The sequence below is a fragment of the Delftia acidovorans NBRC 14950 genome (genome assembly GCF_001598795.1).
In the GTDB taxonomy this organism is placed as follows: domain Bacteria; phylum Pseudomonadota; class Gammaproteobacteria; order Burkholderiales; family Burkholderiaceae_C; genus Comamonas; species Comamonas acidovorans.
In genome coordinates this window covers 220,312-242,887 of record NZ_BCZP01000008.1, presented here as the reverse complement: position 1 = coordinate 242,887, position 22,576 = coordinate 220,312, and the positions used below count along the sequence as shown (strand labels likewise).

General features: G+C 67.5%; 25 protein-coding genes. 13 read left to right on the top strand and 12 right to left on the bottom strand.

Annotation, left to right across the window (positions count from 1 at the left end):
* Positions 1-13: 13 nt before the first annotated feature.
* The gene (locus DA1_RS13010; protein WP_034390779.1) at positions 14-373 is read left to right on the top strand and encodes a 5-carboxymethyl-2-hydroxymuconate Delta-isomerase; all 360 of its coding nucleotides are present in this window, start codon (positions 14-16) and stop codon (positions 371-373) included.
* A 15-nt stretch (positions 374-388) separates the two neighbouring features.
* Positions 389-1,027 carry a tRNA-uridine aminocarboxypropyltransferase gene (locus DA1_RS13005; protein ID WP_034390777.1) on the top strand — a complete coding sequence of 213 codons (639 nt, stop codon included), beginning with the start codon at positions 389-391 and terminating at the stop codon, positions 1,025-1,027.
* Between the two features lie 49 nt (positions 1,028-1,076).
* Here DA1_RS13005 and DA1_RS13000 read toward each other — a convergent pair whose 3' ends face one another.
* The 5 genes from DA1_RS13000 to DA1_RS12980 all read right to left on the bottom strand — a co-directional run bounded on the left by DA1_RS13000 (position 1,077) and on the right by DA1_RS12980 (position 5,453).
* Entirely contained in the window at positions 1,077-2,060 is a 984-nt protein-coding gene (locus tag DA1_RS13000) for a Bug family tripartite tricarboxylate transporter substrate binding protein (RefSeq protein ID WP_034390775.1), read from the bottom strand.
* Positions 2,061-2,197: 137 nt separating this feature from the next.
* A complete protein-coding gene (locus DA1_RS12995; RefSeq protein WP_034390773.1) occupies positions 2,198-2,833 on the bottom strand; it encodes an aminotransferase class IV in 636 nt (211 codons plus the stop codon).
* Between the two features lie 14 nt (positions 2,834-2,847).
* A complete protein-coding gene (gene pabB / locus DA1_RS12990; protein WP_034390771.1) occupies positions 2,848-4,005 on the bottom strand; it encodes an aminodeoxychorismate synthase component I in 1,158 nt (385 codons plus the stop codon).
* 189 nt (positions 4,006-4,194) lie between these two features.
* Positions 4,195-4,506, bottom strand: a complete 312-nt coding sequence (locus DA1_RS12985; protein ID WP_013803916.1) for a DUF4148 domain-containing protein — start codon at positions 4,504-4,506, stop codon at positions 4,195-4,197.
* Between the two features lie 221 nt (positions 4,507-4,727).
* Entirely contained in the window at positions 4,728-5,453 is a 726-nt protein-coding gene (locus DA1_RS12980) for a Crp/Fnr family transcriptional regulator (RefSeq protein ID WP_034366081.1), read from the bottom strand.
* A 165-nt stretch (positions 5,454-5,618) separates the two neighbouring features.
* Here DA1_RS12980 and DA1_RS12975 point away from each other — a divergent pair, with 165 nt between their 5' ends.
* The 5 genes from DA1_RS12975 (at position 5,619) to DA1_RS12955 (ending at position 10,563) form a co-directional block, all read left to right on the top strand.
* The gene (locus tag DA1_RS12975) at positions 5,619-6,848 is read left to right on the top strand and encodes an ATP-binding cassette domain-containing protein (protein ID WP_034398225.1); all 1,230 of its coding nucleotides are present in this window, start codon (positions 5,619-5,621) and stop codon (positions 6,846-6,848) included.
* Positions 6,849-6,851: 3 nt separating this feature from the next.
* On the top strand, positions 6,852-8,414 hold the full coding sequence (locus DA1_RS12970) for a hypothetical protein (protein WP_034390769.1): 1,563 nt from the start codon (positions 6,852-6,854) through the stop codon (positions 8,412-8,414).
* 87 nt (positions 8,415-8,501) lie between these two features.
* Positions 8,502-9,383, top strand: a complete 882-nt coding sequence (gene panB, locus DA1_RS12965) for a 3-methyl-2-oxobutanoate hydroxymethyltransferase (protein WP_012203749.1) — start codon at positions 8,502-8,504, stop codon at positions 9,381-9,383.
* A 67-nt stretch (positions 9,384-9,450) separates the two neighbouring features.
* Positions 9,451-10,302: a pantoate--beta-alanine ligase gene (gene panC / locus DA1_RS12960; protein ID WP_012203748.1), complete on the top strand. Its 852-nt coding sequence runs from the start codon at positions 9,451-9,453 to the stop codon at positions 10,300-10,302.
* 45 nt (positions 10,303-10,347) lie between these two features.
* Positions 10,348-10,563: a DUF3079 domain-containing protein gene (locus tag DA1_RS12955; protein WP_034390767.1), complete on the top strand. Its 216-nt coding sequence runs from the start codon at positions 10,348-10,350 to the stop codon at positions 10,561-10,563.
* Here DA1_RS12955 and DA1_RS12950 read toward each other — a convergent pair.
* Together DA1_RS12950 and DA1_RS12945 are read right to left on the bottom strand one after the other, a co-directional pair.
* Positions 10,548-11,741 carry a M20 aminoacylase family protein gene (locus tag DA1_RS12950; RefSeq protein WP_034390765.1) on the bottom strand — a complete coding sequence of 398 codons (1,194 nt, stop codon included), beginning with the start codon at positions 11,739-11,741 and terminating at the stop codon, positions 10,548-10,550. The genes DA1_RS12955 and DA1_RS12950 overlap by 16 nt on opposite strands.
* 8 nt (positions 11,742-11,749) lie before the next feature.
* On the bottom strand, positions 11,750-12,727 hold the full coding sequence (locus DA1_RS12945; protein ID WP_230590716.1) for a Bug family tripartite tricarboxylate transporter substrate binding protein: 978 nt from the start codon (positions 12,725-12,727) through the stop codon (positions 11,750-11,752).
* 122 nt (positions 12,728-12,849) lie between these two features.
* On the opposite strand from DA1_RS12945, the gene DA1_RS12940 reads away from it, so the two are divergent.
* Positions 12,850-13,806, top strand: coding sequence for a LysR family transcriptional regulator (locus DA1_RS12940; RefSeq protein WP_080736991.1), 957 nt, complete (start codon positions 12,850-12,852; stop codon positions 13,804-13,806).
* A 12-nt stretch (positions 13,807-13,818) separates the two neighbouring features.
* Here DA1_RS12940 and DA1_RS12935 read toward each other — a convergent pair whose 3' ends face one another.
* Complete coding sequence (locus DA1_RS12935; protein ID WP_034390762.1) at positions 13,819-14,748, bottom strand: LysR family transcriptional regulator; 930 nt, start codon at positions 14,746-14,748, stop codon at positions 13,819-13,821.
* Between the two features lie 102 nt (positions 14,749-14,850).
* Here DA1_RS12935 and lysA point away from each other — a divergent pair, with 102 nt between their 5' ends.
* On the top strand, positions 14,851-16,104 hold the full coding sequence (gene lysA / locus DA1_RS12930) for a diaminopimelate decarboxylase (protein WP_034390760.1): 1,254 nt from the start codon (positions 14,851-14,853) through the stop codon (positions 16,102-16,104).
* 173 nt (positions 16,105-16,277) lie between these two features.
* Here the strand turns inward: lysA and DA1_RS12925 are convergent, their stop codons facing one another.
* From DA1_RS12925 to DA1_RS12910, 4 genes are all read right to left on the bottom strand, one after another.
* On the bottom strand, positions 16,278-17,288 hold the full coding sequence (locus DA1_RS12925; RefSeq protein WP_013803923.1) for an NAD(P)H-dependent glycerol-3-phosphate dehydrogenase: 1,011 nt from the start codon (positions 17,286-17,288) through the stop codon (positions 16,278-16,280).
* 120 nt (positions 17,289-17,408) lie between these two features.
* Complete coding sequence (secB, locus tag DA1_RS12920) at positions 17,409-17,864, bottom strand: protein-export chaperone SecB (RefSeq protein ID WP_013803924.1); 456 nt, start codon at positions 17,862-17,864, stop codon at positions 17,409-17,411.
* 129 nt (positions 17,865-17,993) lie between these two features.
* Positions 17,994-18,251 (bottom strand): glutaredoxin 3, encoded by a 258-nt coding sequence (gene grxC / locus DA1_RS12915; RefSeq protein WP_034390758.1) that lies wholly within the window; start codon positions 18,249-18,251, stop codon positions 17,994-17,996.
* Between the two features lie 88 nt (positions 18,252-18,339).
* On the bottom strand, positions 18,340-18,747 hold the full coding sequence (locus DA1_RS12910) for a rhodanese-like domain-containing protein (protein ID WP_013803926.1): 408 nt from the start codon (positions 18,745-18,747) through the stop codon (positions 18,340-18,342).
* A 98-nt stretch (positions 18,748-18,845) separates the two neighbouring features.
* On the opposite strand from DA1_RS12910, the gene gpmA reads away from it, so the two are divergent.
* From gpmA to DA1_RS12890, 4 genes are all read left to right on the top strand, one after another.
* Positions 18,846-19,589: a 2,3-diphosphoglycerate-dependent phosphoglycerate mutase gene (gene gpmA / locus DA1_RS12905; RefSeq protein WP_034390756.1), complete on the top strand. Its 744-nt coding sequence runs from the start codon at positions 18,846-18,848 to the stop codon at positions 19,587-19,589.
* Between the two features lie 121 nt (positions 19,590-19,710).
* Positions 19,711-21,147: a S41 family peptidase gene (locus tag DA1_RS12900; RefSeq protein WP_013803927.1), complete on the top strand. Its 1,437-nt coding sequence runs from the start codon at positions 19,711-19,713 to the stop codon at positions 21,145-21,147.
* 76 nt (positions 21,148-21,223) lie between these two features.
* Complete coding sequence (locus DA1_RS12895) at positions 21,224-21,976, top strand: HesA/MoeB/ThiF family protein (RefSeq protein ID WP_034390754.1); 753 nt, start codon at positions 21,224-21,226, stop codon at positions 21,974-21,976.
* Positions 21,977-22,095: 119 nt separating this feature from the next.
* Complete coding sequence (locus DA1_RS12890; protein WP_013803928.1) at positions 22,096-22,494, top strand: response regulator; 399 nt, start codon at positions 22,096-22,098, stop codon at positions 22,492-22,494.
* Positions 22,495-22,576: the final 82 nt, after the last annotated feature.

Below are 22,576 nucleotides of genomic sequence, written 5' to 3'. Positions count from 1 at the left end.
AACGGAGACATCCATGCCCCATCTCTACGTCGAATACACCGACAACCTCGCCGGCCTGCCCGGCCAGCAACTGCTGACCGAACTCAATGCCTTCGTCTGCAGCCACCCCAGCATCCTGGACGAGGCCGACGTCAAGGCCCGCCTGCTGCCGGTCAGCCAGTTCGAGATCGGCTCCGCTCCTGCCAACCGCGGCTTCGTCCATGTGCAGCTGCGCCTGCTGGCGGGCCGTACCGACACGGCCAAGAAGGAGCTGTCCGAAGGCATTGCCGCGGTGCTGCGCCGCCTCACGCCCCAGCCGGCCGGCATGATGGTCCAGCTCAGCGTGGAAATCGCCGACATGGACAAGCCCAGCTACTACAAGGGTCGCCTGTAAGGCAGGCGCCGGGCCTTGTCCGCCGTGAGCACCCGCGCACGCTGCGCGCAATGCCTGCGCCCTGAGCGCACCTGCCTGTGCCCCCTGGTGCAGCCGGTGCCGCATGCGGTGCAGCTGCTGGTGCTCCAGCATCCCGAGGAAGAACTGCAGGCCAAGGGCACGGGCCGGCTGCTGCACCTGTGCCTGCCCGCCAGCCGCCTGGCGGTGGGCGAGGCCTTCGAGCCAGCGCAGTTGCAGGCACTGCTGCACGCGCCCTGGCAGGACGGCGACGCCCCGCGGCAGGCCGTACTGCTCTATCCGGAAACGCCGCACGGCGATCAGTTGGGCCTGGCCAGGCAAGCGCCCTGGCCGCAGCCCGCGCCATGCCCCGAGGACCTGCGCCTGGTGGTGCTGGACGCCACCTGGCGCAAGAGCCGCAAGATGCTCTACCTCAACCCCGGCCTGCAGGCCCTGCCGCGCCTGGCACTGCAGGGCGACCTGCCCGCCTCGCGCTACGGCACCCTGCGCAAGGCCCATGCGCCGGGCCAGCTGTCCACGCTGGAGGCAGCGGCCTGCGCGCTGCAACGGCTGGCGCCTGCCGGCCCGTCGCTGCAGCCGCTGCGCGATGCGTTCGAGGGGCTGCTGGCCCTGCATGCCCTGCACAGGTCCGAATGAAAAAACGCCTCGGGGAACGAGGCGTTTTTCCATGGCGGCAGGCCCTGCTTCAGTTTTCCGGCGTGATCTTGGCGAACTTGACCAGTTCGGCGTACTTGCCCATGTCGGTACGGATGATCTGGGACAGGTTTTCGTCGCCCGTGGGGGCAATGATGCCCGCCCCTTCCAGGCGCGCGCGCATCGCCGGATCGGCCAGGCCCGCCTTCAAGGCCTTCTGCAGACTGGCCACCACCTCGGCAGGCAGGTCCTTGGGTCCCGCCAGCCCGAACCAGCCGCTCAGCGCATAGCCCTTGAGCGCTGCGTTCTCGCCCAGTGCGGGCACGTCCTTCATCATGGCGATGCGGTGGGCCGTGGTCACGCCCAGGGCCTTGATCTTGCCGCTCTGGATGAACGGAGCCGCCACCGAGGGAGAGACGATGGCGAAATCCAGGTTGCCGCCGGCCAGGTCGCTGGTCATCGCGGCCGATCCCTTGTAGGGCACATGGACGATGTCCACCCCGGCAATCTTCTTGATCAGCTCGCCCGAGAAATGCGGCGTGGACCCGATGCCCGGGCTGCCGTAGCTGTACTTGCCGGGATGGGCCTTGGCCAGGGCGATGAACTCGTCGATGGTCCTGGCCGGCATCTTGGTGCCGGCCACCCACAGGTTGGGCAGCACGCCGGTCAGCGCGATGCCGGTCAGGTCCGTGGCCGGGTCGTACTTCTGCGCGGCGTTGACGAACTTCGTGCCCGCCAATTCGTTGCTGGAGCCTGCAAGCAGGGTATAGCCGTCGGCCTTGGCACCGACCACGCGCTGCGCGGCCACCACGCCGGCGGCGCCGGGCACGTTGTCGACCACGACGGTCGCATTGAGGTGCTTGGCCAGGATGTCACCCACCACGCGCCCCACCAGGTCGACCGAGCCGCCTGCCGCGTAGCCGACGACGACGCGAATGGGCTTGTTGGGATAGGTGGTCTGGGCGCACAGCGGGCCCGCCGCCAGGACAGCCGCGGCGCTGATCAGCGCGCGGCGGGAAATACGGAATTCATGCATGGATCGATCTCAGGGGAGACAGGCATCAGCCAACAATCAAAATGATATTGCTCAACAATATTCACCGATTGTCTGACATTGCCATCCGCAATCCATCCCTGAAAACCATGAGTTCAACCCACGGCCCTAGGGCCTGTTCAGCGCAGAACCGCCGGCAGCCAGCCGCGCAGGCTGTTGACGAAGGCCCAGCCCTGCACGCGTGGCAGGTCGTCAAGCCGCACCGGGTGCTCCACCACGCGGCCCTCGTCCAGCGCCACCGCGCGGCCCACGCCGGGCAGCAGGCCGCTGGACAGCGGCGGAGTCACCCAGCGGCCCGCCAGCAGCACGGCGATGTTGCCGCGCGTGCCCTCGGTGATCTCGCCGTCCTCGTTGTGGAGCACGGTGTCGAACACCGAGGCATCGGTGGGCTGCAGACTGTCGTAGTGCGCGCGGCGCGAGGTCTTGAAGCGCACCCAGTCGCCATGCGCCACCGCATTGGCGATGGGCCGGTCGGCCAGCGCCAGCCGAACAGGCGTGGCGGAAGGCGGCAGCGGCGCCGCCTGGGTCTGTATCCGCCCCGTGGCATCCAGCGCCAGGCGCACGCGCCAGTGGCCGCTGGCGTGCGCCTGGCGCAGCTGCTGCAATGCCTGCTCCAGCACGGCATCCGTGCAGGGCCGGCCGAAATGCCGCGCCGCGTCCTGCATGCGCGTCACATGGCGCTGCAGATGGATGAAACCGCCATCCCGCAGGGCCAGTGTTTCCAGAATGTCGAAATCGAAGTCCGTATCCGCCATGGCTGCACGCCCTTTCACACCTTGTCCAGAAAAGCCCTCTTGTGGCGCCATTCCTGCCATTCGGCAGGCGCCTCGGCGCCCGAGGTGATGCCGCTGCCGATGCCGCAGCGCAGTTCCGTGCCACGCGCCACCACCGTGCGTATGGGCACATTGAAGGTGGCGTGCACGCGCCCCGCGGCGATGCCGGGCCGCACCACGCCCACGGCGCCGCAGTAAACGCCGCGCGGACCCGATTCCAGTTCGTGGATGAGCCGCATGGCCTGGCGCTTGGGCGCGCCCGTGATGGAGCCGCAGGGAAACAGTGCCGCAAACACGTCCGCCAGGCCCGTACCGGGCCGCGTGCGCGCCTGCACGTCGGACGTCATCTGCCACACGGTGGGCAGGGGTTCGGCATGGAACAGGCGCGGCACCTGGACGCTGAAAGGCTCGGCAATGCGCGAGACATCGTTGCGCAGCAGGTCCACGATCATCACGTTCTCGGCCCGCTCCTTGGGCGAGGACCGCATGGCCTGGACATTCGCCTCGTCCTGTGCAGGCGTGGCGCCACGGGGCGCCGTGCCCTTCATGGGGCGCGTGAGGATGCGCTCGCCATCCCAGTCGAAGAACAGCTCGGGCGAGACGGACAGCACCTGCTCGTCGCCGCTGTCCATGCAGGCCACGTAGCCGCCGGGCTGGGCGCGGCGCAGCGCGGCGAACAGCGATGGAATGTCGCCCAGCAGCCGGCCCATGAACTGGGCCGTGTAGTTGATCTGATAGCAGTCACCGGCCGCAATCGCCTCGTGGATGCGCGCAATGGCGGCATCGAAATCGGCACGCTCCAGGCCGGGCTGCCATTGCACCTGAGATTGCACCTGAGGGCCGGTATCGACTGCGTCCGCGTCTTCAGGCCAGGGCCGGGGGCCGTCGAAGACGGCAAACCAGGCCAGCGGCTCGCCTGGCGGCGTGGCATGCAAGGCGCCCGCGTAGGCCGCGTCAAACGCCGCCGCCGCCTCGTAGCGCACCCAGCCCAGGCACCACAGGCCGGCCTGGGCGGCCTGCTGCACGGCGTCAAGCACACCGCGCACCTGCTCGGGCGCATGGGCTGCCAGGCTGCGCAGCGGCGGCCCGAAGCCATGGCGCAGCCGGGCGGCCGAACCGTCATGGGGGTTGGGAAAATCGATCAGAAACTTCACAAAACGGCCGTCAACGCATGCTGTACTTGCATCAGCAGCTTCGCTATCGATAGCAGCCACTGACACGGGGCCGCCCAGTGTAGAGCGAGGGAAACAAAAAAGCGCCCCGAAGGGCGCCAAACCAAGCATCCCGAAAGGACGCTTTCCACCAACAGGCCCGGCACCATGCCGGACCCATATCCATTCACATCACTTCTGCGTGACGGTGTGTTGGCCTTCCAGGCGGGCCACGGCCTCACGGTAGGCGGGGCCGCTGCGCAGTTGCTGGTAGCGGGCCAGGCCGCGCTGGTATTCGGCCGAGTTGTAGCTGATGTCGCGGTCTGCCGAAGGCGAGGGCAGGTAGGTCATGCCCGCCTGGTGCCACATTTCGAGGTCGGCCAGCACTTCGGCGCGGCTCAGGCCTGCGGTGGCGGAGGACGAGGGGGAAACGGCTTCTTGGGCCATTGCAGTGCCGGCGAGGCCCAGGGTCAGGGCGGCCAGTGCAGCGGAGAGGGTACGCATGTCAGATCCTTTCAAAAGGCCGCTCGGCATTCATTTCCTCACGGCATGGACGTACTATGCGGCGCTGCAGCATTCTTCGTCTGTGCGTTTTCTCACGTGTTTTCGCATCCGGGCTGGCCAACGTGCCGCCTTTTCCCCCGTGTTCCCCTCGACAGAAGGCCAATTCACGCGTTCTAGAAACAGTGTTTTTCGCGGCTTGAAACAGCCGCGGCAGACAAGGCTCAGCGCGCTTCCTCGAGCAGCACGCGCAGGCCTTCGACATGGCAGATGCGCAGGTTGCGGCCTTCGCGCCGCAGCAGGCCCAGGCGCACCAGGCGCGACATCTCGCGCGCCACTTCCTCGCGGCTGGAGCCCAGCATCAGGGCCAGGTCGGTCTGCCGGGGTGCGGGCGCCAGCAGGGCCTGCCCCTGGTCAATGCCCGCGCGCTCGGCACGTTCCAGCAACTGGGTATGCAGGCGGCTGCGCACCGACAGCGTTCCCAGATCCACCATGCGGCGCGCCAGCGCCACGGCCAGGTCGCTGAGCCGGCCGATGAAGGCGCGCAGGACCTGGGGCTCGTTCATGAGCAGGGCTTCCACATCCTCATGGGCCAGCGAGGCAATCAGGCTGGGCACGCCTGCCTCGACCACCAGGGGCATGGCCGTGCAGCCCGCCTGCTGCTGCGGCAGACCGCCGAAGAACACGCCCTGGGCGATCTCGCCCAGCGTGAGCCCGCGCCCGTTGGGGGCATAGCTGCTGACGCGCAAGCCGCCCTGCACGAGCATGTAGAGACGCTGATCGGTGTACGCGCCCTCCAGCGTCTGGTGCAGCGCCAGATGCTGCCAGCGGCACTGCGCCGCCAGTTCGGCCAGTCGCTCGTCGGTCAGGCTTTGCAGCACATGGACCTGGCGCAGGCCCTGCCAGGCCACGGCGGGAAGAAGCGGAGATGTCTGTAAGGAACCGGACATGGTGCAACACCGTTGAAGCGCATCCGCAGGGCCTGTACGGGCCCTGTCGTCCGTCGCGGGAAGTACAGCATAGCGGGATCGCATAGACTCGTCGCGCGCCGGGAATCGCACTGTCCGGCTCCCCGGATGGCCGCACCGCGCAGCACAGAAAAAAGGGAGGGCTTCATGGAATCGAGCATCGAATCGGCACGACTACCCGCGCGCCCGCAGGCCACCGTGGCGGCCTGGGCGCAATCCGTGGAACAGGCGATCGCCAGCCAGCAATGGCATGGCGCGTGGCGTGCACTCATAGACGCCGCCCTGCCGGCCGAAACCGCCGTGCAGCAGAGCCTGCTGACTGCGCTGGATGCCTGGGATGGCCTTGCGGCCGATTCCGGCGCAGAGCCACGCCGCGCGCTGGTGCAGCAGGCCTTCGATGCCCTGCATGCCGCCCATGCCCCGGGCCAGGCGCTGCAGGCCGACTCCGCACCTCCCCGCGCGCACCGTGCGCACCGCGCGTACCGTGTACAGGGACGGCAACTGGTCAAGCGCTACCGGCGCGGCGGCTTTGCGCTGGGGCCGGTGGATGTGGCCGTGGAGCCCGGCACCATCCTGGGACTGGTGGGCGAGAACGGCAACGGCAAGACCACGTTGCTGCGCCTGCTGGCCGCCGATCTGGCGCCCGACGCGGGGCAGCTGGACTGGGGCGTTCCCGCCGCCGATGCCTACCTGCTGCGTACCCAGCTCGCCTATATCCCCCAGCGCCCGGCCGTCTGGGGCGGGCGCCTGATGGACCATCTGCAATTCGCCGCGCGCAGCCATGGCGCCGTGGGCCCACGCAACATCTGCCTGGTACAGCTGGTCATCGCGCAGCTGGGGCTGCGCGCCTTCCGGGGCCACCAGTGGAAACAGCTGTCCTCGGGCTACAAGATGCGCTTCGAGCTGGCGCGCGCCCTGCTGTGCCGGCCGCGCGTGCTGCTGCTGGACGAGCCGCTGGCCAATCTGGACATCAACGCCCAGCAGACCCTGCTGACCGATCTGCAGTCGCTGGCGCGCTCGCCCTGGCAACCCATGGCCCTGGTGCTGAGTTCACAGCAGCTGTACGAGGTGGAAAAGGTGGCCGACCAGGTGCTGTTCCTGGAGCAAGGCCAGCCGCGCAGCGTTCAGCAGAGCTTTGCCGCCATGCAAGGCTGCGCCATCGAGTTCGAGACCGGCTGGGCCATGGCGCAACTGAAACCCTGGCTGGACCGGCTGCCATCCCATACGCACCAGCTCAGCGGCCAGACCCACATCGTGAGCTTTCACGTGCCCTTCACGGCAGCGCAGTTCCTGGCGCAGGCCGTGCAGGCACAGATGCCCGTGCGCTATTTCCGCGACATCACCGCATCCACCCGCCGCCTGTTCGTGAGGGACTGAGCCATGCCACGTTTTTCCGATATGACGAACCGCTGGGACCAATGGGTGCTGATGCGCTGCCCCCTGCTGTGGCAGCTGCGCCTGCACTGGTATCTGCCGCTGGCGCTGCTGTGGTGCGTGCTGGTGCTGGGTATCTGGATGCAGTGGATGGCCGAGCCGGCGCGCTGGATGGGCTCCCTGCCCGGCGTTGCGTCCACGGCACAGCAAACGCCCGAGCAATTGGCACTGGACATCGGCTCCGTCGTGGCCTGGATCGTGGCGATCGGCCTGGCGCTGTGGTGGTTGCTGCGCGTGCGCATCCACAACCGCTGGCGCGAACACGCCCCCGTGGGCCGCTGGGGCCTGTGCTGGGAGTACCTGTGGGGGGCCTTGTTCCTATCGCTATTGTTCGCGCCTGCGATCGCCTTTTCGCCCATCTATGAAATGCGGATTCAGCGCCAATGGTCGGACACGGATGTCAGTGCACAGATCCAGACTGTCGAGCAAGTCGCAGCCCTGGAGGCGCTTGTCGCGCCACGCCAGGCGGCCATGCTCGTGGAATGGATACGTGTGCTGCGCGAGGAAGAGGTCGATCCGGCGAAGTACCCGAGCATCCAGGCCCTGGTCTGGTTGATGCGCGGAGACCAGGCCGCGATTGCCGCGACACTCGAGCGCTACGGCCAGCCATTGCAGGCCAGAGGCTATGTGCGCCAGTCTGCCAGCTCCGCCCAGGACCAGGCGGAGCACCTGCTGGCCAGCTACCGCAGCGCGCTGCAATCCCCCCTGGCCCAGGAATGGCGCGCCTACCTGGCAGCGAACCCGCAACCAGAGACTGGCGAGAAGGTATCCAGAGCGCAGAACTCCAACTGCAAACCAGCCCTGGGTCGCAGCAGGCCTTTGGATCTGGAGCTGGATCCGCGCAAATGCTTCGGTACCTATCTGGCCCAGAGCAACCGTGAGTGGCTCATGCTGCTGGAGATGTTCGACAGCCGGTGGAGCCTGCCGCAGCATGTGCAATGGCAGCACCCGCGCTACGGCCTGGCCCTGCCGGCCTACCAGGAAAGCCATCTGCGGCGCGCTGACAGGTCCCGCGACGACGAATGGCCAAGGATGTCCCAGTTGCTGGCGGCAGTCAGCGCTGGCTTCTTCCTCGCCTTGGCCCTGGTGCTGGTGCGCCTGATGCCCGCCATGCAGCTGGTGGCCTGGGGCGCATGCCTGCTCCTGACCTTGCTTGGCAGCGTGCTGGCCGGGATGCTGGGAATCACCAACCTCTATGTGCTGGGGCTGTTTCCAGCCGCGCTGATATCGGTCGCTTGGCTGCGCATCCGTGTGCTCAAGCGCCCCTGGGCCGGCGCGGTGCTGCTGGCCCTGGGCATGTCGCTGGCCCTGATATGGCTCGCCGCCGCCTGGTCTGAGTGGTCCAGACTGCTGTTGCCACGCCCTACCGGCAGCGCAGGCCCTTGGACGGATACCCAGCACTGGCTGGACCTGCTGATGGGCGCGCCTGCCGTGGCAGCCAGCACGGCCATGCTCGTGGCCCTGCTGTCTCCGCTGTGGCGCCGGTGGCGTGGCCTGCCCGAAAGGTGACGGAACAGCAAAGGACAGCTCAGGGACAGGTGCCCCCGGCGCGCATCGCATAGACTCGCGGCAATTCCATCCCCCTCCGAGCGCCCCATGACCCAAGCACCCGTCACCGCCGGCACGCCCTACGGCACCATCCCTCCGGCCTCGCCGCTGCCCCAGCGCCGCCCCGTGAGCCTTCCGCGCCTGGCGCAGATGCGCGAGGCCGGCGAGAAGATCACCATGGTCACCGCCTACGACGCCACCTTCGCGGCCGTGGCCGATGCGGCCGGCGTGGAGTGCATCCTGGTCGGCGATTCGCTGGGCATGGTCTGCCAGGGCCTGCACAGCACCGTGGGCGTGTCGCTGCAGGACATGTGCTACCACACGGCCAGCGTGGCGCGCGGCCTGCACCGCGTGCAGGGCACGGCCTGGCTGATCGCCGACATGCCCTATGGCAGCTATGCCGAAAGCCGCGAGCAGGCCATGCGCAGCGCCTGCGAGCTGATGCAGGCCGGCGCCCATATGGTCAAGCTCGAAGGCGGCGGCTGGACCGCGCCCACCGTGCAGTTCCTGGTCGAGCGCGGCGTGCCCGTCTGCGCCCACCTGGGCCTGACGCCGCAGACCGTGCATGCGCTGGGCGGCTACCGCGTCCAGGGCAAGAGCGACGAGGGCGCGGCCACGCTGCGCCGCCATGCGCTGGAGCTGCAGGATGCAGGCGCCTCCATGCTGGTGCTGGAGATGGTTCCGGCACAGCTGTCGCGCGAGCTCACGGCCGAGCTGCCGCACTGCCACACCATCGGCATCGGCGCGGGCAGCGGCACGGCCGGCCAGGTCCTGGTGCTGCACGACATGCTGGGCGTGAACCTGGGCAAGATGGCCCGCTTCGTGCACAACTTCATGGCCGATGCGGGCAGCGTCAAGGGTGCCTTCGAGGCCTATGTGCATGCCGTGAAGAACGGCAGCTTCCCCGACGACAGCAAGCACGCCTGGTAGTCCGGCAGGCTGCACGATCCGTTTTTCCGCTTCCCGCTTCCCCGTTTTCCCGTTCCCCGGTTTTCCCATGCAAATCGTCCACTCCATCGCCGACCTGCGCGCCATCCTGTCGAGCAAGGGCCGCCCCGCCTTCGTGCCCACCATGGGCAATCTGCACGACGGCCACCTGTCCCTGGTGCGCGCGGCGCGCCAGCACGGCGACATTGCCGTGGCCAGCATCTTCGTGAACCGCCTGCAGTTCCTGCCGCACGAGGATTTCGACAGCTATCCGCGCACCTGGGAGGCCGACTGCGCCAAGCTGGAGGCCGAAGGCTGCGACCTGCTGTTCGCCCCGCGCGAAGCCGATCTCTACCCCGAGCCGCAGACCTTCAAGATCCAGCCCGATGCGCAGCTGGCCGACATCCTCGAAGGCCATTTCCGCCCCGGCTTCTTCACGGGCGTGTGCACCGTGGTGATGAAGCTGTTCTCGGCCGTATTCTTCGCCAGCGGCGGCGGAACGGCCGTGTTCGGCAAAAAGGACTACCAGCAGTTGATGGTGATCCGCCGCATGGTCGAGCAGTTCGCCCTGCCCGTGAACATCGTGGCCGGCGACACGGCGCGCGCCGACGACGGCCTGGCGCTGAGTTCGCGCAACGGCTACCTGAGCGACGACGAGCGGCAGCAGGCCATGGCGCTGTCGCTGGCGCTCAAGCAACTGGCCGATGCCGCGCGTGCGGGCCAGGCGCCGCTGGCCGAACTGGAAGCCTGGGCCATGCAATCCCTGGCCGCCCAGGGCTGGGAGCCCGACTACCTGACCGTGCGCCTGCGCCGTGACCTGCAGCCCCCCGCCGAGGGCGCGCAACTGGCCGGTGCACCACTGGTGGCCCTGGGCGCCGCGCGCCTGGGCAAGACGCGCCTGATCGACAACCTGGAGTTCTGATCCAGCGCAAAACCCTGGCGGCCATGGCGGTCCAAGCTGGATGCCATGGCCAAGAAATTCCCCATCCACCCCGCCCATCCCGAGCGCACCTGCTGGGGCTGTGACCGCTACTGCGCCCGCGACGAGCTGGCCTGCGGCAACGGATCGGACCGCACACAGCACCCGGTGGAGATCTTTGGCGACGACTGGATGGAGTGGGGTCCGGGCCCGTGCCTGGCCCCCGAGCCCGCCGCCGAACCCCGGCCTCAGTCCACCAGATAGCGCTCCACCAGCAGGCTCCAGTACGCGGCACCGGTCAGCAGGTTGTCGTCGTTGAAGTCGTAGCGCGGGTGGTGCACGGGGTGGCAGTGCTCGCTGAACAGGCCATTGCCCAGGCGCAGGTAGCAGCCCGGCCGGCGCTCCAGCATGAAGGCGAAATCCTCGCCCGGCGTGATCGGGCCGAAGTCCGGGTCCACGCGCTGCGGCCCCACCAACTCGCGCGCGACCTCCACGGCGAAATCGACCTCGCGCCCGGTGTTCACCAGCACCGGATAGCCCTGCTGGTGCTCGATCTGCACGCTGGCGCCATAGCTTTGCGCCTGCCCCTGGGCAATGGCCTCGATGCGCTCGCGCAGCTGTACCCTCACGCCGGGATCGAAGCAGCGCACGCTCAGCTCGATGCGCGCCTCGTCGGGAATGACGCCATAGAAGCCCCCCGATTGCAGCGAGCACACGGACAGCACCGCCGTCTGCATGGGATCGACATTGCGCGAGACGATGCTTTGCAGCGCCATCACGATGCTGGCCGAGACCACCGACGGGTCCACCGTGAGATGGGGGCGCGCCACATGCCCGCCCTTGCCGATGACGCGGATGGCGATCTTGTCCGTCGCCGGCTGAAAGGCACCCTTGCGCATCATGAAGTGCCCCAGCTCCGCGCCCGGATGGTTGTGCATGCCGAACACGGCATCGCAGGGGAAGCGCTCGAACAGGCCGTCGGCGATCATGCGCTCGGCCCCGCTGTCATGGCCGCGCTCCTCGGCCGGCTGGAAGTACAGGTGCAGCGTGCCCGAGAAATTGCGCGTCCTGGCCAGGTACCGGGCAGCGCCCAGCAGCATGGCGGTGTGGCCATCGTGGCCGCAGGCGTGCATCTTGCCCTCGATGCGGCTGGCATAGGGCAGGCCGGTCTTTTCCTGCATGGACAGGGCGTCCATGTCGGCGCGCAGGCCGATTCGGCGGCCGCCCGTGCCCGCGCTCAGCGTGCCGACCACGCCCGTGGTACCCACGCCGGTGGCCACCTCGAAGCCCCATTCGGCCAGCTTTTCGGCGACCAGCGCCGCCGTGCTGCGCTCCTCGAATGCGATCTCGGGATGGCTGTGGATGCGGTGGCGGATGGCCCGGATCTCGGGCATGTCCCCGGCCAGCTCGGCCAGTTTCTGGTGTCTTGCGGTCTGGTTCATGTTTGGGCTCACTCGGGGCGCAGGTCCAGCTGTCTGACGGCATCGTTCCATTTGCGGTGCTCGGCCGCCAGGAAGGCCTGGAAATCGGCCGGCGTTCCCGGCATGACTTCGTTGCCGGTGGCCGCCAGCGTGGTCTGGATGTCCGGCTGTGCCAGCACTTTTTGCAGGGCTGCGTTGAGTTTGTGGATGACGGCCTCGGGCGTTCCCTGGGGCGCGACCAGTCCGTACCAGGAAGTGACGTCGAAGCCCGGGTAGCCTGATTCGGCGATCGTCGGGATCTGGGGCAGGTTCTTGAGCCGCGTGGCCCCCGAGACGGCCAGGCCGCGCATCTTGCCGGCCTGGATCATGGGGCCCGAGGACGAGGCGATGTCGAAGGCCACATCCACATCCCCGGCCAGGATGCCCGTGAGCATGGGGGCCGTGCCCTTGTACGGCACATGGGTCATGCGCATGCCTGCGCGGGCACTGAGCATCTCCATGGCGATCTGCGGGCTCACGCCGGCGCCCGTGGACCCGTAGTTGACCCCGCCGGGTCGGGACTTGGCCTGCGCCACGAGCTGGCGGACATCGCGCAGCGGCGAGTCCTGCCGAACGACCAGGATGTTGGGCACCTTGACCAGGCCGCCCACGGGGGCGAAGTCCCTGGCCAGATTGGCCTTCATCGAGGGGTACAGCAAGCCCGGGCTGTAGACCAGCGAGGTCCCGCCGAACAGCAGCGTATGGCCATCGGCAGGCGCCTTGGCGACGAACTGCGCCGCGATGTTGGTGCCGGCCCCCGGCTTGTTCACCACGATGACGGCCTGGCCCAGCTCGCGGCCCAGCCCGTCGCCGACCAGGCGGGCCGTGGTGTCGGCCGAGCCGCCCGGCGTGAAGCCGACGATGATCTGTATGGGCTGCATGGGAAAGCGCGGCTCCTGCGCGCCTGCGGCGGTGGCCAGCGCGCAGCCCAGGGCCGGCAGGATGAGGCGGGGGTGTATCACGATCATGTTTCCTCGTATGGCTCTTGAATGGCGTCTTTCCGGACCGGGTCGCCCTGTGCCTGACTGGCCGCGTGAAATTGAAATTCAGTGTAGGTTTCGGGTCTTGATTCAACAAATCGATATGAATGATGTCTCGCATCGATCATTTCAATCTGCGCTCCTTCGACCTGAACCTGCTGCTGGCTTTCGACGCGCTGATGCAGGAGCGCAGCGTGACGCGCGCCGCCGCCTGCCTGCGCATCAAGCAACCGGCCATGAGCCATGCGCTGTCCACGCTGCGCCTGCTGATGGACGATGAACTGTTCGTGCGCGTGGGCTACCACATGGAGCCCACGCTGATGGCCCGCGAACTGCACGCCCCGGTGCGCGAGCTGCTGGAGGCCTCGCAGAGGCTGCTGCTGTCGCGCCGCAGCTTCGATCCGGCCACCGATGAACACACCTTCCGCATCGGCATCTCCATCCAGTCCGAATCGCTGCTGGTCTCCGAGCTGTTTGCCGACCTGGCCGTGTCCGCACCGCGCGTGAGGCTGCTGCTCAGCCCCACCAGCCGCGAGCGGGCCTTCGACGCGCTGGATGCCGAGCAGATCGACCTGGCCATTGGCTACCTGCCCGGCGGCAGCGGCTGGCACCGCCGGCAGATACTGTTCGACCTGGGTGTGGTCTGCTGCTACCACCCGGCCCTGCTGCCGTTTGCCGCGCCGCTGAGCATGGCGCAGTACCAGGCTGGCCGCCACGCCATGATCTCGGCCAAGGACAGCCTGTACGGCTACCTGGAAGATGCGCTGGAGGCGGCCGGAGTGGCCATCAACCCGGTGCTCGCGGCATCCAACTTCCTCACGCTGTTCGCCACCGTGGCACGCGCACCGTTGCTGACCACGGTGCCGGCCATCGTGGCACGCCACTATGCGCCGCTGTTCGGCCTGGCCATCAGCCCGCTTCCGTTTGCCTTTCCGTCCTTCCCCGTGGAGCTGGTCTGGCATGCGCGCAGCCATGAGGACAGCGCCCACCGGTGGCTGCGCCAGCGCCTGGAGCGCAGCGCCCAGGCCATCGTTCCTGCCGACATGGTGCGCACCCCTTCGGCCTAGGCACTGACGCCTTCAGCCGACCGCGGCCACCTCGGCGGCGAGCGCGTCCACCAGCCACTGCACCTCGGCCACGGCCGGCCGGTGCAGCGGCAGCAGCGCATGGACCTGGAAGGGAATGGAAAACGCCAGCGGCCGCACCACCAGCTGCGGCCCGGCGCAGGCACGCGCCGTCAGCGGATTGACGATGGCCACGCCCAGACCGTGCTGGACCATGGCGCAGACCGCCACGGCGCTGTGGGTCTCCAGGTGCAGCTGGCGCTGCACGCCGGCCTGCTCGAACACGGCATCGATCTGCTGGCGATAGGGATCGTCACGCGCCAGGCTGACAAAGCTTTCCCCGGCAAAGTCAGCCACCTCCAGCACCGGCCTTGCGGCCAGCGCATGGCCTGCGGGCAGCACGGCCACCTCGTCCATGGCGGGCAGCGCAAGGGCACGCGTGCCCGGAGGCGCCTCGGCCAGCTCGGCCAGGCCCAGGTCGTAGCGCTGGGCGGCCATCCACTCCTGCAGCAGCGGCGCCTCCTGCGTGGCCACGCTGACGGCCACGGGGCCGTGCTCTGCGTGCAGGCGCGCCAGCGCTGCGGGCAGCAGCGCATGGCTGAGGGCAGGCAGGCACAGCACGTTGATGCGCGCCTGGTGCGGCCGCCCCAGAGCCAGCGCATGCTCCACCACCCGGTCCAGCCCCTGCCAGCTGCGCTGCACCTCGGCCCACAGCGAGAGGGCGCGTGCCGTGGGCCGCAGCCGGCCCTGGGCACGCTCGAACAGCGCATAGCCCAGCAGGCTCTCCATCCGCGCCAATTCGCGGCTGACGGTGGGCTGGGAGCTGAACAGCATCTGCGCCGCCGCCGTGGCGCTGCCGCTGAGCATGAGCGCGCGAAACACCTCCAGGTGGCGGTGGGAGATGCGGGGTTCGGGAGACGTGTGCGGCAGCTCGGGGTCTTGCATGGCCAAAGCATATCCAAATCAAATAGACACCATAAGAACAAGCATTGGACTGAATGACTCCCATCCGCCATCATGCGCGGCAGTTCCCCTGAAAGAGACACCATGTCCAATCCCTTCTCGCCCGCCCAGCTCTGGGCCCTGGCCGACCAGCACGGCACGCCGCTGTGGGTCTATGACGCCGCCACCATCCGCACACGCATCGCCCAGCTCAAGGCCTTCGACACCATCCGCTTTGCACAGAAGGCCTGCTCCAACATCCACATCCTGCGGCTGATGCGCGAGCAGGGCGTGAAGGTGGACGCCGTCTCGCGCGGCGAAATCCTGCGCGCGCTGGCCGCCGGCTACGCGGCCGGCCATGGGGACGACCTGCACAGCGACATCGTGTTCACCGCCGACGTGATGGACGAGGCCACGCTGGCCTGCGTGGCCGAGCACAAGGTGCCCGTGAACGCCGGCTCCATCGACATGCTGCACCAGCTGGCCCAGGCCTCGCCCGGCCATCCCGTGTGGCTGCGCATCAACCCCGGTTTTGGCCACGGCCACAGCAACAAGACCAACACGGGCGGCGAGCACAGCAAGCACGGCATCTGGCACAGCGACCTGCTGGCGGCGCTGCAGGCCATCCGCGACGGCGGCCTGAAGCTGGCCGGCCTGCACATGCACATCGGCTCGGGCGTGGACTACGGCCATCTGCAGCAGGTCTGCGGCGCCATGGTCGAGCTGGTGCGCGCCACCCGCCAGGCAGGCCATGACCTGCAGGCCATCTCGGCCGGCGGCGGCCTGTCCATTCCCTACCGCGATGGCGACGCCACCATCGACACCGCCCACTACCACGGCCTGTGGGATGCGGCACGCAAGGACGCCGAGGCCATCGTGGGCCATGCGCTGGGCCTGGAGATCGAACCCGGCCGCTTCCTGGTGGCCGAGTCGGGCGTGCTGCTGGGCCAGGTGCGCGCCACCAAGAACGCGGGCAGCAACCATTTCGTGCTGGTCGATACGGGCTTCAACGAGCTGATGCGCCCCTCCATGTACGGCAGCTGGCACGGCATGGAAGTGCTGCGCCGCGACGGCCAGGCCATGCCCCTGCGCGCTGCCGTGGTCGCCGGCCCGCTGTGCGAATCGGGCGACGTTTTCACCCAGGGCGACGGCGGCGTGGTGCTGCCGCGCGCGCTGGCCGGCGCCTCGGTGGGCGACCTGCTGGTCATCCATGACACGGGCGCCTATGGCAGCTCCATGTCCAGCAACTACAACACGCGCCCGCTGGCCGCCGAAGTGCTGGTCGATGGCGACAGCGCCCGCCTCATCCGCCGCCGCCAGACGGTGGAGGAACTGCTGGGCCTGGAGCTGGGCCTGTAACTGGGCCTGTAGCGCGCCAGGCGCCAGGATTTCTGACGCAAAAAAGCCCCGGGGCCTTCCAGCCCCGGGGCTTTTTCATCGCCGGGCCGCCCCAAGATGAAGCCCCCTCGGGGGGCAGTGGACCTTGCGCAGCAAGGGGAGCGTGTGGGCCATTTTTCATGGACACCGAAGAATCACTCGCCGCGCGGATCGCGCGCCATCAGGTGCTGCACGGCTTCGGCCGCCTGCAGCCGGCCGTCCAGCAGCTCGACCACGGTTTCGGTGATCGGCATCTCCACATTCAACAGCCGCGCGCGCGCCAGCACGGTGCGTGCGCTGTACACGCCCTCGGCCACATGGCCCAGCGAGGCCACGGCCTGCTCCAGCGTGCGGCCCTGGGCCAGCAGCAGGCCCACCTTGCGGTTGCGCGACAGGTCGCCCGTGGCCGTCAGCACCAGATCGCCCAGGCCCGACAGGCCCATGAAGGTCTCGGTGCGTGCGCCCAGGGCCAGGCCCAGTCGCGTCATCTCGGCCAGGCCGCGCGTGATCAGTGCGGCGCGGGCGTTCAGGCCCAGTTGCAGGCCGTCGCACAGGCCGGTGGCAATGGCCAGCACGTTCTTCACGGCGCCGCCCACTTCCACGCCCACGATGTCGGCATTGGCATAGACGCGCATGGCACCGCCGTGGAAGGCGGCCACCAGGGCGTCATTGACCTGGGCATGGCGGCTGGCCGCCACCAGGGCCGTGGGCTGGTGGCGTGCCACCTCGGCCGCGAAGCTGGGGCCGCTGAGCACGCCGCACAGCAGATCGGGCGCCACCTCGGCGCAGACCTCGTGCGCCATCAGTCCATGGGCGGCGGCCGAAGCGCCTGCGGGCACGGCCTCGAAGCCCTTGCACAGCCAGGCCACGGGTGCGGGCACATGCTGCAGCCGGCCCAGCCATTCGCGCAGGGCAGCCATGGGCGTGCCGATCACGATCAGGTCGGCGGCCGCCAGATGGCCGTCGATCTCGCCATGCACCACCTGCAGCGCGGCAGGCAGTGCCACGCCCGGCAGGTAGCGTGCGTTCTCGCCGCTGCCGTGCATGGCCTGCGCCTGGGCGGCGTCGCGCGCCCAAAGGGTCACGACACGCCCGTCACCGCGCGAGGCCGCGCTCATCGCCAGCGCCGTGCCCCAGGCGCCTGCGCCAATCACCACTATGTTCATATCTGCTCGACGTTGAAGAAGCGACGTTGATGAAAAAAAGAGGCCCTCGGGCCTCTTTTCTTGTACCACAGCGATGCGACGCGCCTGGGCGCAAATCACATCGTCCGGGAATGGACCGGCTTACTGCGGCAGCGAGTTGCCGTCCGCCTGGGCGGCTGCCTGCTGCTGCTCGTACATGGCCTGGAAGTTGATCTCGGCCAGGTGCACGGGCGGGAAGCCGGCGCGGGTGACCACGTCAGCCACGTTGCCGCGCAGGTAGGGATAGATGATCTGGGGGCAGGCAATGCCGATCACGCCACCCATCTGGTCTTCGGGCACATTGCGGATCTCGAAGATGCCGGCCTGCTTGGCCTCGACCAGGAAAACGGTCTTGTCCTGGATCTTGGTCTGCACGGTGGCGGTCACGGCCACTTCGTAGATGCCTTCGGCCACGGGAGTCGCCTCGACGCCAAGCTGGATGTCCACGCTGGGCTGCTCCTGCTCCAGCAGGATGGCGGGCGAATTGGGCTGCTCCAGCGACAGGTCCTTGAGGTAGACGCGCTGGATCTGGAAGACGGGAGTGTCCTGTTCGGCCATGGAATCAGTCTTTCTGGGCAAAAAACCCTGGTGCGGTGACCAGGGCATCAAAAAAATCACCAACAAAATGCCCGCTGCCAAGAGCTTGCGCAGCGGGCACCTGGGCCAGCATTATGCAGTGCCCGTGTTTCAGCTTTGCAGCAGAGGCACCAGACCGCCGTCGGCGTCCAGCGCCATCAGGTCGTCGCAGCCGCCCACATGGTGGTCGCCGATGAAGATCTGGGGCACCGTGCGGCGGCCCGTGCTCTGCATCATCACGTCGCGCGCGGCCGGATCGGTGTCGATGCGGATCTCTTCGATCTGCTCCACGCCCTTGGACTTGAGGATCTGCTTGGCCCGGATGCAATAGGGGCAGACAGCGGTGGTGTACATCTTCACGGCTTGCATGTGCGTCTTTCTTCGAGTTTGCGGCGTGCCGCCGGCTGGCGCCCGGGGCGCGGAGCAGCGGCTTCCATCGCCGTCAGATGGGGGCGTCTCAGGCCTTTTCAACCGGCATGCCGGCATCGCGCCAGGCCTTCAGGCCACCGGCCAGGGCCTGGGCCTTTTCGTAGCCCAGCTTCTTCGCAATGCCTTCGGCACGGGAGGCGCGGTTGCCCTTGGTGCAGATCAGCACCAGCGGCAGCGCCTTGTTCTTCACGGTGGTGGGCAGCTTTTCCTCGAACTGGCTCAGCGGCACATTCTTGGCGCCGTTGGCATGGGCGGCCGCGTACTCTTCGGGCTCGCAGACATCGATGACCACGGCCTTTTGGCGGTTGATCAGTTGCACGGCCTGCGCCGCCGTCAGCGAGCCGCCGCCTGCGCCGCGCACCAGGGGCAGCAGCAGCATCACGCCGGAAGCCAGCGCGATCAGGATCAAATACCAGTTATCGATGATGAATTTCACGTCATTCCTTGGGTTGGCAAACCTGTCAATTCTAGAATGCTGGCTTTTGCCCCCGCGACAGCCCAGCTTTGTCGCATCGAGAGACTTAGAAAGCCGCCATGTACAAGCTCGTGCTGATCCGCCACGGTGAATCCACCTGGAACCTCGAAAACCGCTTCACCGGCTGGACCGATGTGGACCTGACCGCCACCGGCGTCGAGCAGGCCAAGAACGCCGGCCGCCTGCTCAAGGCCGAAGGCTATGACTTCGACCTGGCCTACACCAGCGTGCTCAAGCGCGCCACGCGCACGCTGTGGCACACGCTGGACGAAATGGACCGCACCTGGCTGCCAGTGCAGCACAGCTGGCGCCTGAACGAGCGCCACTACGGCGGCCTGCAGGGCCTGAACAAGGCGGACATGGCCAAGCAATACGGCGACGCCCAGGTGCTGGTGTGGCGCCGCAGCTACGACACGCCCCCGCCGGCCCTGGAGCCGCAAGACCCGCGCAGCGAGCGCAGCGACGTGCGCTATGCCCAGCTGGACCCCAGCCAGGTGCCGCTGACCGAATGCCTGAAGGACACGGTAGCCCGCGTTCTGCCGTTCTGGAACGAGTCCATCGCGCCCGCCATCCTGTCCGGCAAGCGCGTCGTGGTCGCGGCCCACGGCAACTCCATCCGCGCGCTGATCAAGTACCTGGACGGCATCTCGGATGACGCCATCGTCGGCGTCAACGTGCCCAATGGCATTCCGCTGGTCTATGAGCTGGATGCCGATCTCAAGCCCATTCGCCACTATTACCTGGGCGATGCAGAAGCTGCCGCCAAGGCTGCAGCCGCCGTGGCCGCACAGGGCAAGGCCTGAGCCGGGCCCGCTTGAGGTGAGCGCCTGCTGCGGAAATTGCGCTTGCTGCGCCGTTTTTAGGGAACCACGCGGGCGCTTGCCTTTCCAAGCGGGTGTATATTGACGCGGTTAAAGGGGTGATATGGGCCAGAAAATCAAAATTGCCGGCTGGGTTTCCGTAGGCGTAATCGCCGGAGCACTGACCACGGTTTCCTTGCAGACCGTGGCCCGCGGTGCCATGACCCCGCTGCCGCTGGAGGAAATCCAGCAGCTGTCCGCCGTCTTCGGCCTGATCAAGACCGACTATGTCGAGTCGGTCGATGACAAGAAGCTGATCACCGATGCCATCTCCGGCATGGTGTCCAGCCTCGATCCGCATTCGCAGTACTTCGACAAGAAGTCCTACAAGGAATTCCGCGAGGGCACCTCGGGCCGCTTCGTCGGCGTGGGCATCGAGATCACGCAGGAAGACGGCCTGATCAAGGTCGTCTCGCCCATCGAAGGCTCCCCCGCCTTCCGCGCCGGCCTCAAGACGGGCGACCTGATCACCAAGATCGACGACACGGCCGTCAAGGGCCTGTCGCTCAACGACGCCGTCAAGCGCATGCGCGGCGAGCCCAACACCAAGGTGCAGCTGACCATCCTGCGCAAGGATGAAAGCCGCAGCTTCCCCGTGACCATCACGCGCGAAGAAATCAAGACGCAGTCCGTCAAGGGCAAGGTGATCGAGCCCGGCTACGGCTGGATCCGCCTGAGCCAGTTCCAGGAACGCACGGTGGACGACTTCGTGCGCAAGGTCGAGGAACTGTACAAGCAGGACCCCAACATGAAGGGCCTGGTTCTGGACCTGCGCAACGACCCGGGCGGCCTGCTGGACGCTGCCGTCGCCATCTCGGCAGCCTTCCTGCCGCCGGATGTGACCGTGGTCTCCACCAACGGCCAACTGGCCGAGAGCAAGGAAACCTACAAGGCATCGCCCAGCTTCTATGCCCGCCGCGGCATGGGTGACCCGCTGCAGCGCCTGCCCGCCTCGCTCAAGAAGCTGCCGCTGGTGGTGCTGGTCAACGAAGGCTCGGCCTCGGCCAGCGAGATCGTGGCCGGCGCACTGCAGGACCACAAGCGCGCCATCATCATGGGCAGCCAGACCTTCGGCAAGGGCTCCGTGCAGACCGTGCGCCCCCTGGGCCCCGATACGGGCCTGAAGCTGACCACGGCGCGCTACTACACGCCCAGCGGCAAGTCCATCCAGGCCAAGGGCATCGTGCCCGACGTGATGGTGGATGAGACGCCCGAAGGTGACCTGTTCGCCGCCCTGCGCATGCGCGAGGCCGACCTGGAAAAGCACCTGTCCAGCGGACAGGGTGCCGAGGTCAAGGACGAGGTGCGCGAGAAGGCCCGCGAGGAAGCCCGCAAGCGCCTGGAAGAGGAAGCCAAGAAGCCGCCGGCCGAACGCCGCCTGCCCGAGTTCGGCACCGAAAAGGACTTCCAGCTGCAGCAGGCGCTCAACCGCCTCAAGGGCCAGCCCGTCATGGTCAGCAAGACCCTGACCGAGCGCGAGCCCGAGAAGAAGGAAAACTGACAGCGCGGCGCGGACCGGGTCCGCGCCTGCACCAAGCCGGGCCTTGCGCCCGGCTTTTTCACGTCTGGAGACGCGAATGAACGACGATCAACTGCTGCGCTACTCGCGCCACATCCTTCTCGACGAAATCGGCATCGAAGGCCAGGAGCGCATCCTGGCGGCGCATGTGCTCATCATCGGCGCAGGCGGCCTGGGCGCGCCCGCCGCGCTGTACCTGGGCTCGGCCGGCATAGGCCGCATCACCCTGGTGGACGACGATGCGGTGGACATGACCAACCTGCAGCGCCAGATCGCGCACACCACGGATCGCGTGGGCCAGCCCAAGGTGGAATCCATACGCACGGCCGTGCACGCCATCAACCCCGGCATCCGCATCGACTGCCGCCAGCAGCGCGCCGACGACGCGCTGCTCGACGAGCTCGTGCCCCAGGCCAGCCTGGTGCTGGACTGCACGGACAACTACCGCACGCGCCACATGATCAACGCGGCCTGTGTGCGGCACAAGGTGCCCCTGGTGGCGGGGGCGGCCATCCGGCTGGACGGCCAGCTCATGGTCATAGACCCGCGCGACGAGAACTGCGCCTGCTATGCCTGCGTGTTCCCGCCCGATGCGCAGTTCGAGGAAGTGCAGTGCTCGACCATGGGCGTCTTCGCGCCCGTGGTGGGCGTCATGGGCACGCTGCAGGCGGCGGAAGCCCTCAAGCTGATCGCGGGATTTGGCACGCCTGCAACAAACCGCCTGACCATGTTCGACAGCCGCAGCCTGGATTGGAGTAGCATGCAAACCACTCGTGTACCGGAATGTCCCGTTTGCGGTAACAAGGCGTAGGAATCGGCTGACCCCCACGCCGATCCCTCACTGGCACAATCGCCCGCTGTCGCGCAGGACAATGAAGGCCGGGCTCCACCGGACTCCGATTGCCATCCGCGTCCCTATTGGATACAGCCGTGAAATTGCGCACCTATCTTGTTGAAGACAACCCTACGATCCGCGAGAACCTGATCGCCACGCTCGAAGAACTGGCCGATGTCGAGGCCGTGGGCATCGCCGAGACGGAGAGCGCGGGGACGGACTGGCTTCAGCAGAACCCCGACGCATGGGATCTCGCCATCGTCGACCTGTTCCTGCGCCAGGGCAGCGGCCTGGGTGTGCTCACCGCCTGCCGCGAGCGCCAGCCGCACCAGAAGATCGTGGTGCTCAGCAACTACGCCACACCCGACATCCGCAGCCGCTGCGCCCAACTCGGTGTGGATGCCGTCTTCGACAAGTCCAATGAAATCGACGCACTCATGGACTATTGCATGAATATCGATGCGGCGTCACTCAACCAACTCAAAACAGCCTGAACCCAAAGCACTGCATTTGATTTTTCATCAAAGAAAAAGGCTGCACGACTTGATAATCGTGCAGCCCGTATTTTCTATTGAC

Bases quoted from the DNA above. Each gene is read 5' to 3' on its own strand.
- DA1_RS13010 (WP_034390779.1), top strand. From the start codon at position 14: ATGCCCCATCTCTACGTCGAATACACCGACAACCTCGCCGGCCTGCCC.
- DA1_RS13000 (WP_034390775.1), bottom strand. From the start codon at position 2,060: ATGCATGAATTCCGTATTTCCCGCCGCGCGCTGATCAGCGCCGCGGCT.
- DA1_RS12995 (WP_034390773.1), bottom strand. From the start codon at position 2,833: ATGGCGGATACGGACTTCGATTTCGACATTCTGGAAACACTGGCCCTG.
- DA1_RS12985 (WP_013803916.1), bottom strand. From the start codon at position 4,506: ATGCGTACCCTCTCCGCTGCACTGGCCGCCCTGACCCTGGGCCTCGCC.
- DA1_RS12980 (WP_034366081.1), bottom strand. From the start codon at position 5,453: ATGTCCGGTTCCTTACAGACATCTCCGCTTCTTCCCGCCGTGGCCTGG.
- DA1_RS12975 (WP_034398225.1), top strand. From the start codon at position 5,619: ATGGAATCGAGCATCGAATCGGCACGACTACCCGCGCGCCCGCAGGCC.
- DA1_RS12970 (WP_034390769.1), top strand. From the start codon at position 6,852: ATGCCACGTTTTTCCGATATGACGAACCGCTGGGACCAATGGGTGCTG.
- panB (WP_012203749.1), top strand. From the start codon at position 8,502: ATGACCCAAGCACCCGTCACCGCCGGCACGCCCTACGGCACCATCCCT.
- panC (WP_012203748.1), top strand. From the start codon at position 9,451: ATGCAAATCGTCCACTCCATCGCCGACCTGCGCGCCATCCTGTCGAGC.
- DA1_RS12955 (WP_034390767.1), top strand. From the start codon at position 10,348: ATGGCCAAGAAATTCCCCATCCACCCCGCCCATCCCGAGCGCACCTGC.
- DA1_RS12950 (WP_034390765.1), bottom strand. From the start codon at position 11,741: ATGAACCAGACCGCAAGACACCAGAAACTGGCCGAGCTGGCCGGGGAC.
- DA1_RS12945 (WP_230590716.1), bottom strand. From the start codon at position 12,727: ATGATCGTGATACACCCCCGCCTCATCCTGCCGGCCCTGGGCTGCGCG.
- DA1_RS12940 (WP_080736991.1), top strand. From the start codon at position 12,850: ATGTCTCGCATCGATCATTTCAATCTGCGCTCCTTCGACCTGAACCTG.
- DA1_RS12935 (WP_034390762.1), bottom strand. From the start codon at position 14,748: ATGCAAGACCCCGAGCTGCCGCACACGTCTCCCGAACCCCGCATCTCC.
- lysA (WP_034390760.1), top strand. From the start codon at position 14,851: ATGTCCAATCCCTTCTCGCCCGCCCAGCTCTGGGCCCTGGCCGACCAG.
- DA1_RS12925 (WP_013803923.1), bottom strand. From the start codon at position 17,288: ATGAACATAGTGGTGATTGGCGCAGGCGCCTGGGGCACGGCGCTGGCG.
- secB (WP_013803924.1), bottom strand. From the start codon at position 17,864: ATGGCCGAACAGGACACTCCCGTCTTCCAGATCCAGCGCGTCTACCTC.
- grxC (WP_034390758.1), bottom strand. From the start codon at position 18,251: ATGCAAGCCGTGAAGATGTACACCACCGCTGTCTGCCCCTATTGCATC.
- gpmA (WP_034390756.1), top strand. From the start codon at position 18,846: ATGTACAAGCTCGTGCTGATCCGCCACGGTGAATCCACCTGGAACCTC.
- DA1_RS12900 (WP_013803927.1), top strand. From the start codon at position 19,711: ATGGGCCAGAAAATCAAAATTGCCGGCTGGGTTTCCGTAGGCGTAATC.
- DA1_RS12895 (WP_034390754.1), top strand. From the start codon at position 21,224: ATGAACGACGATCAACTGCTGCGCTACTCGCGCCACATCCTTCTCGAC.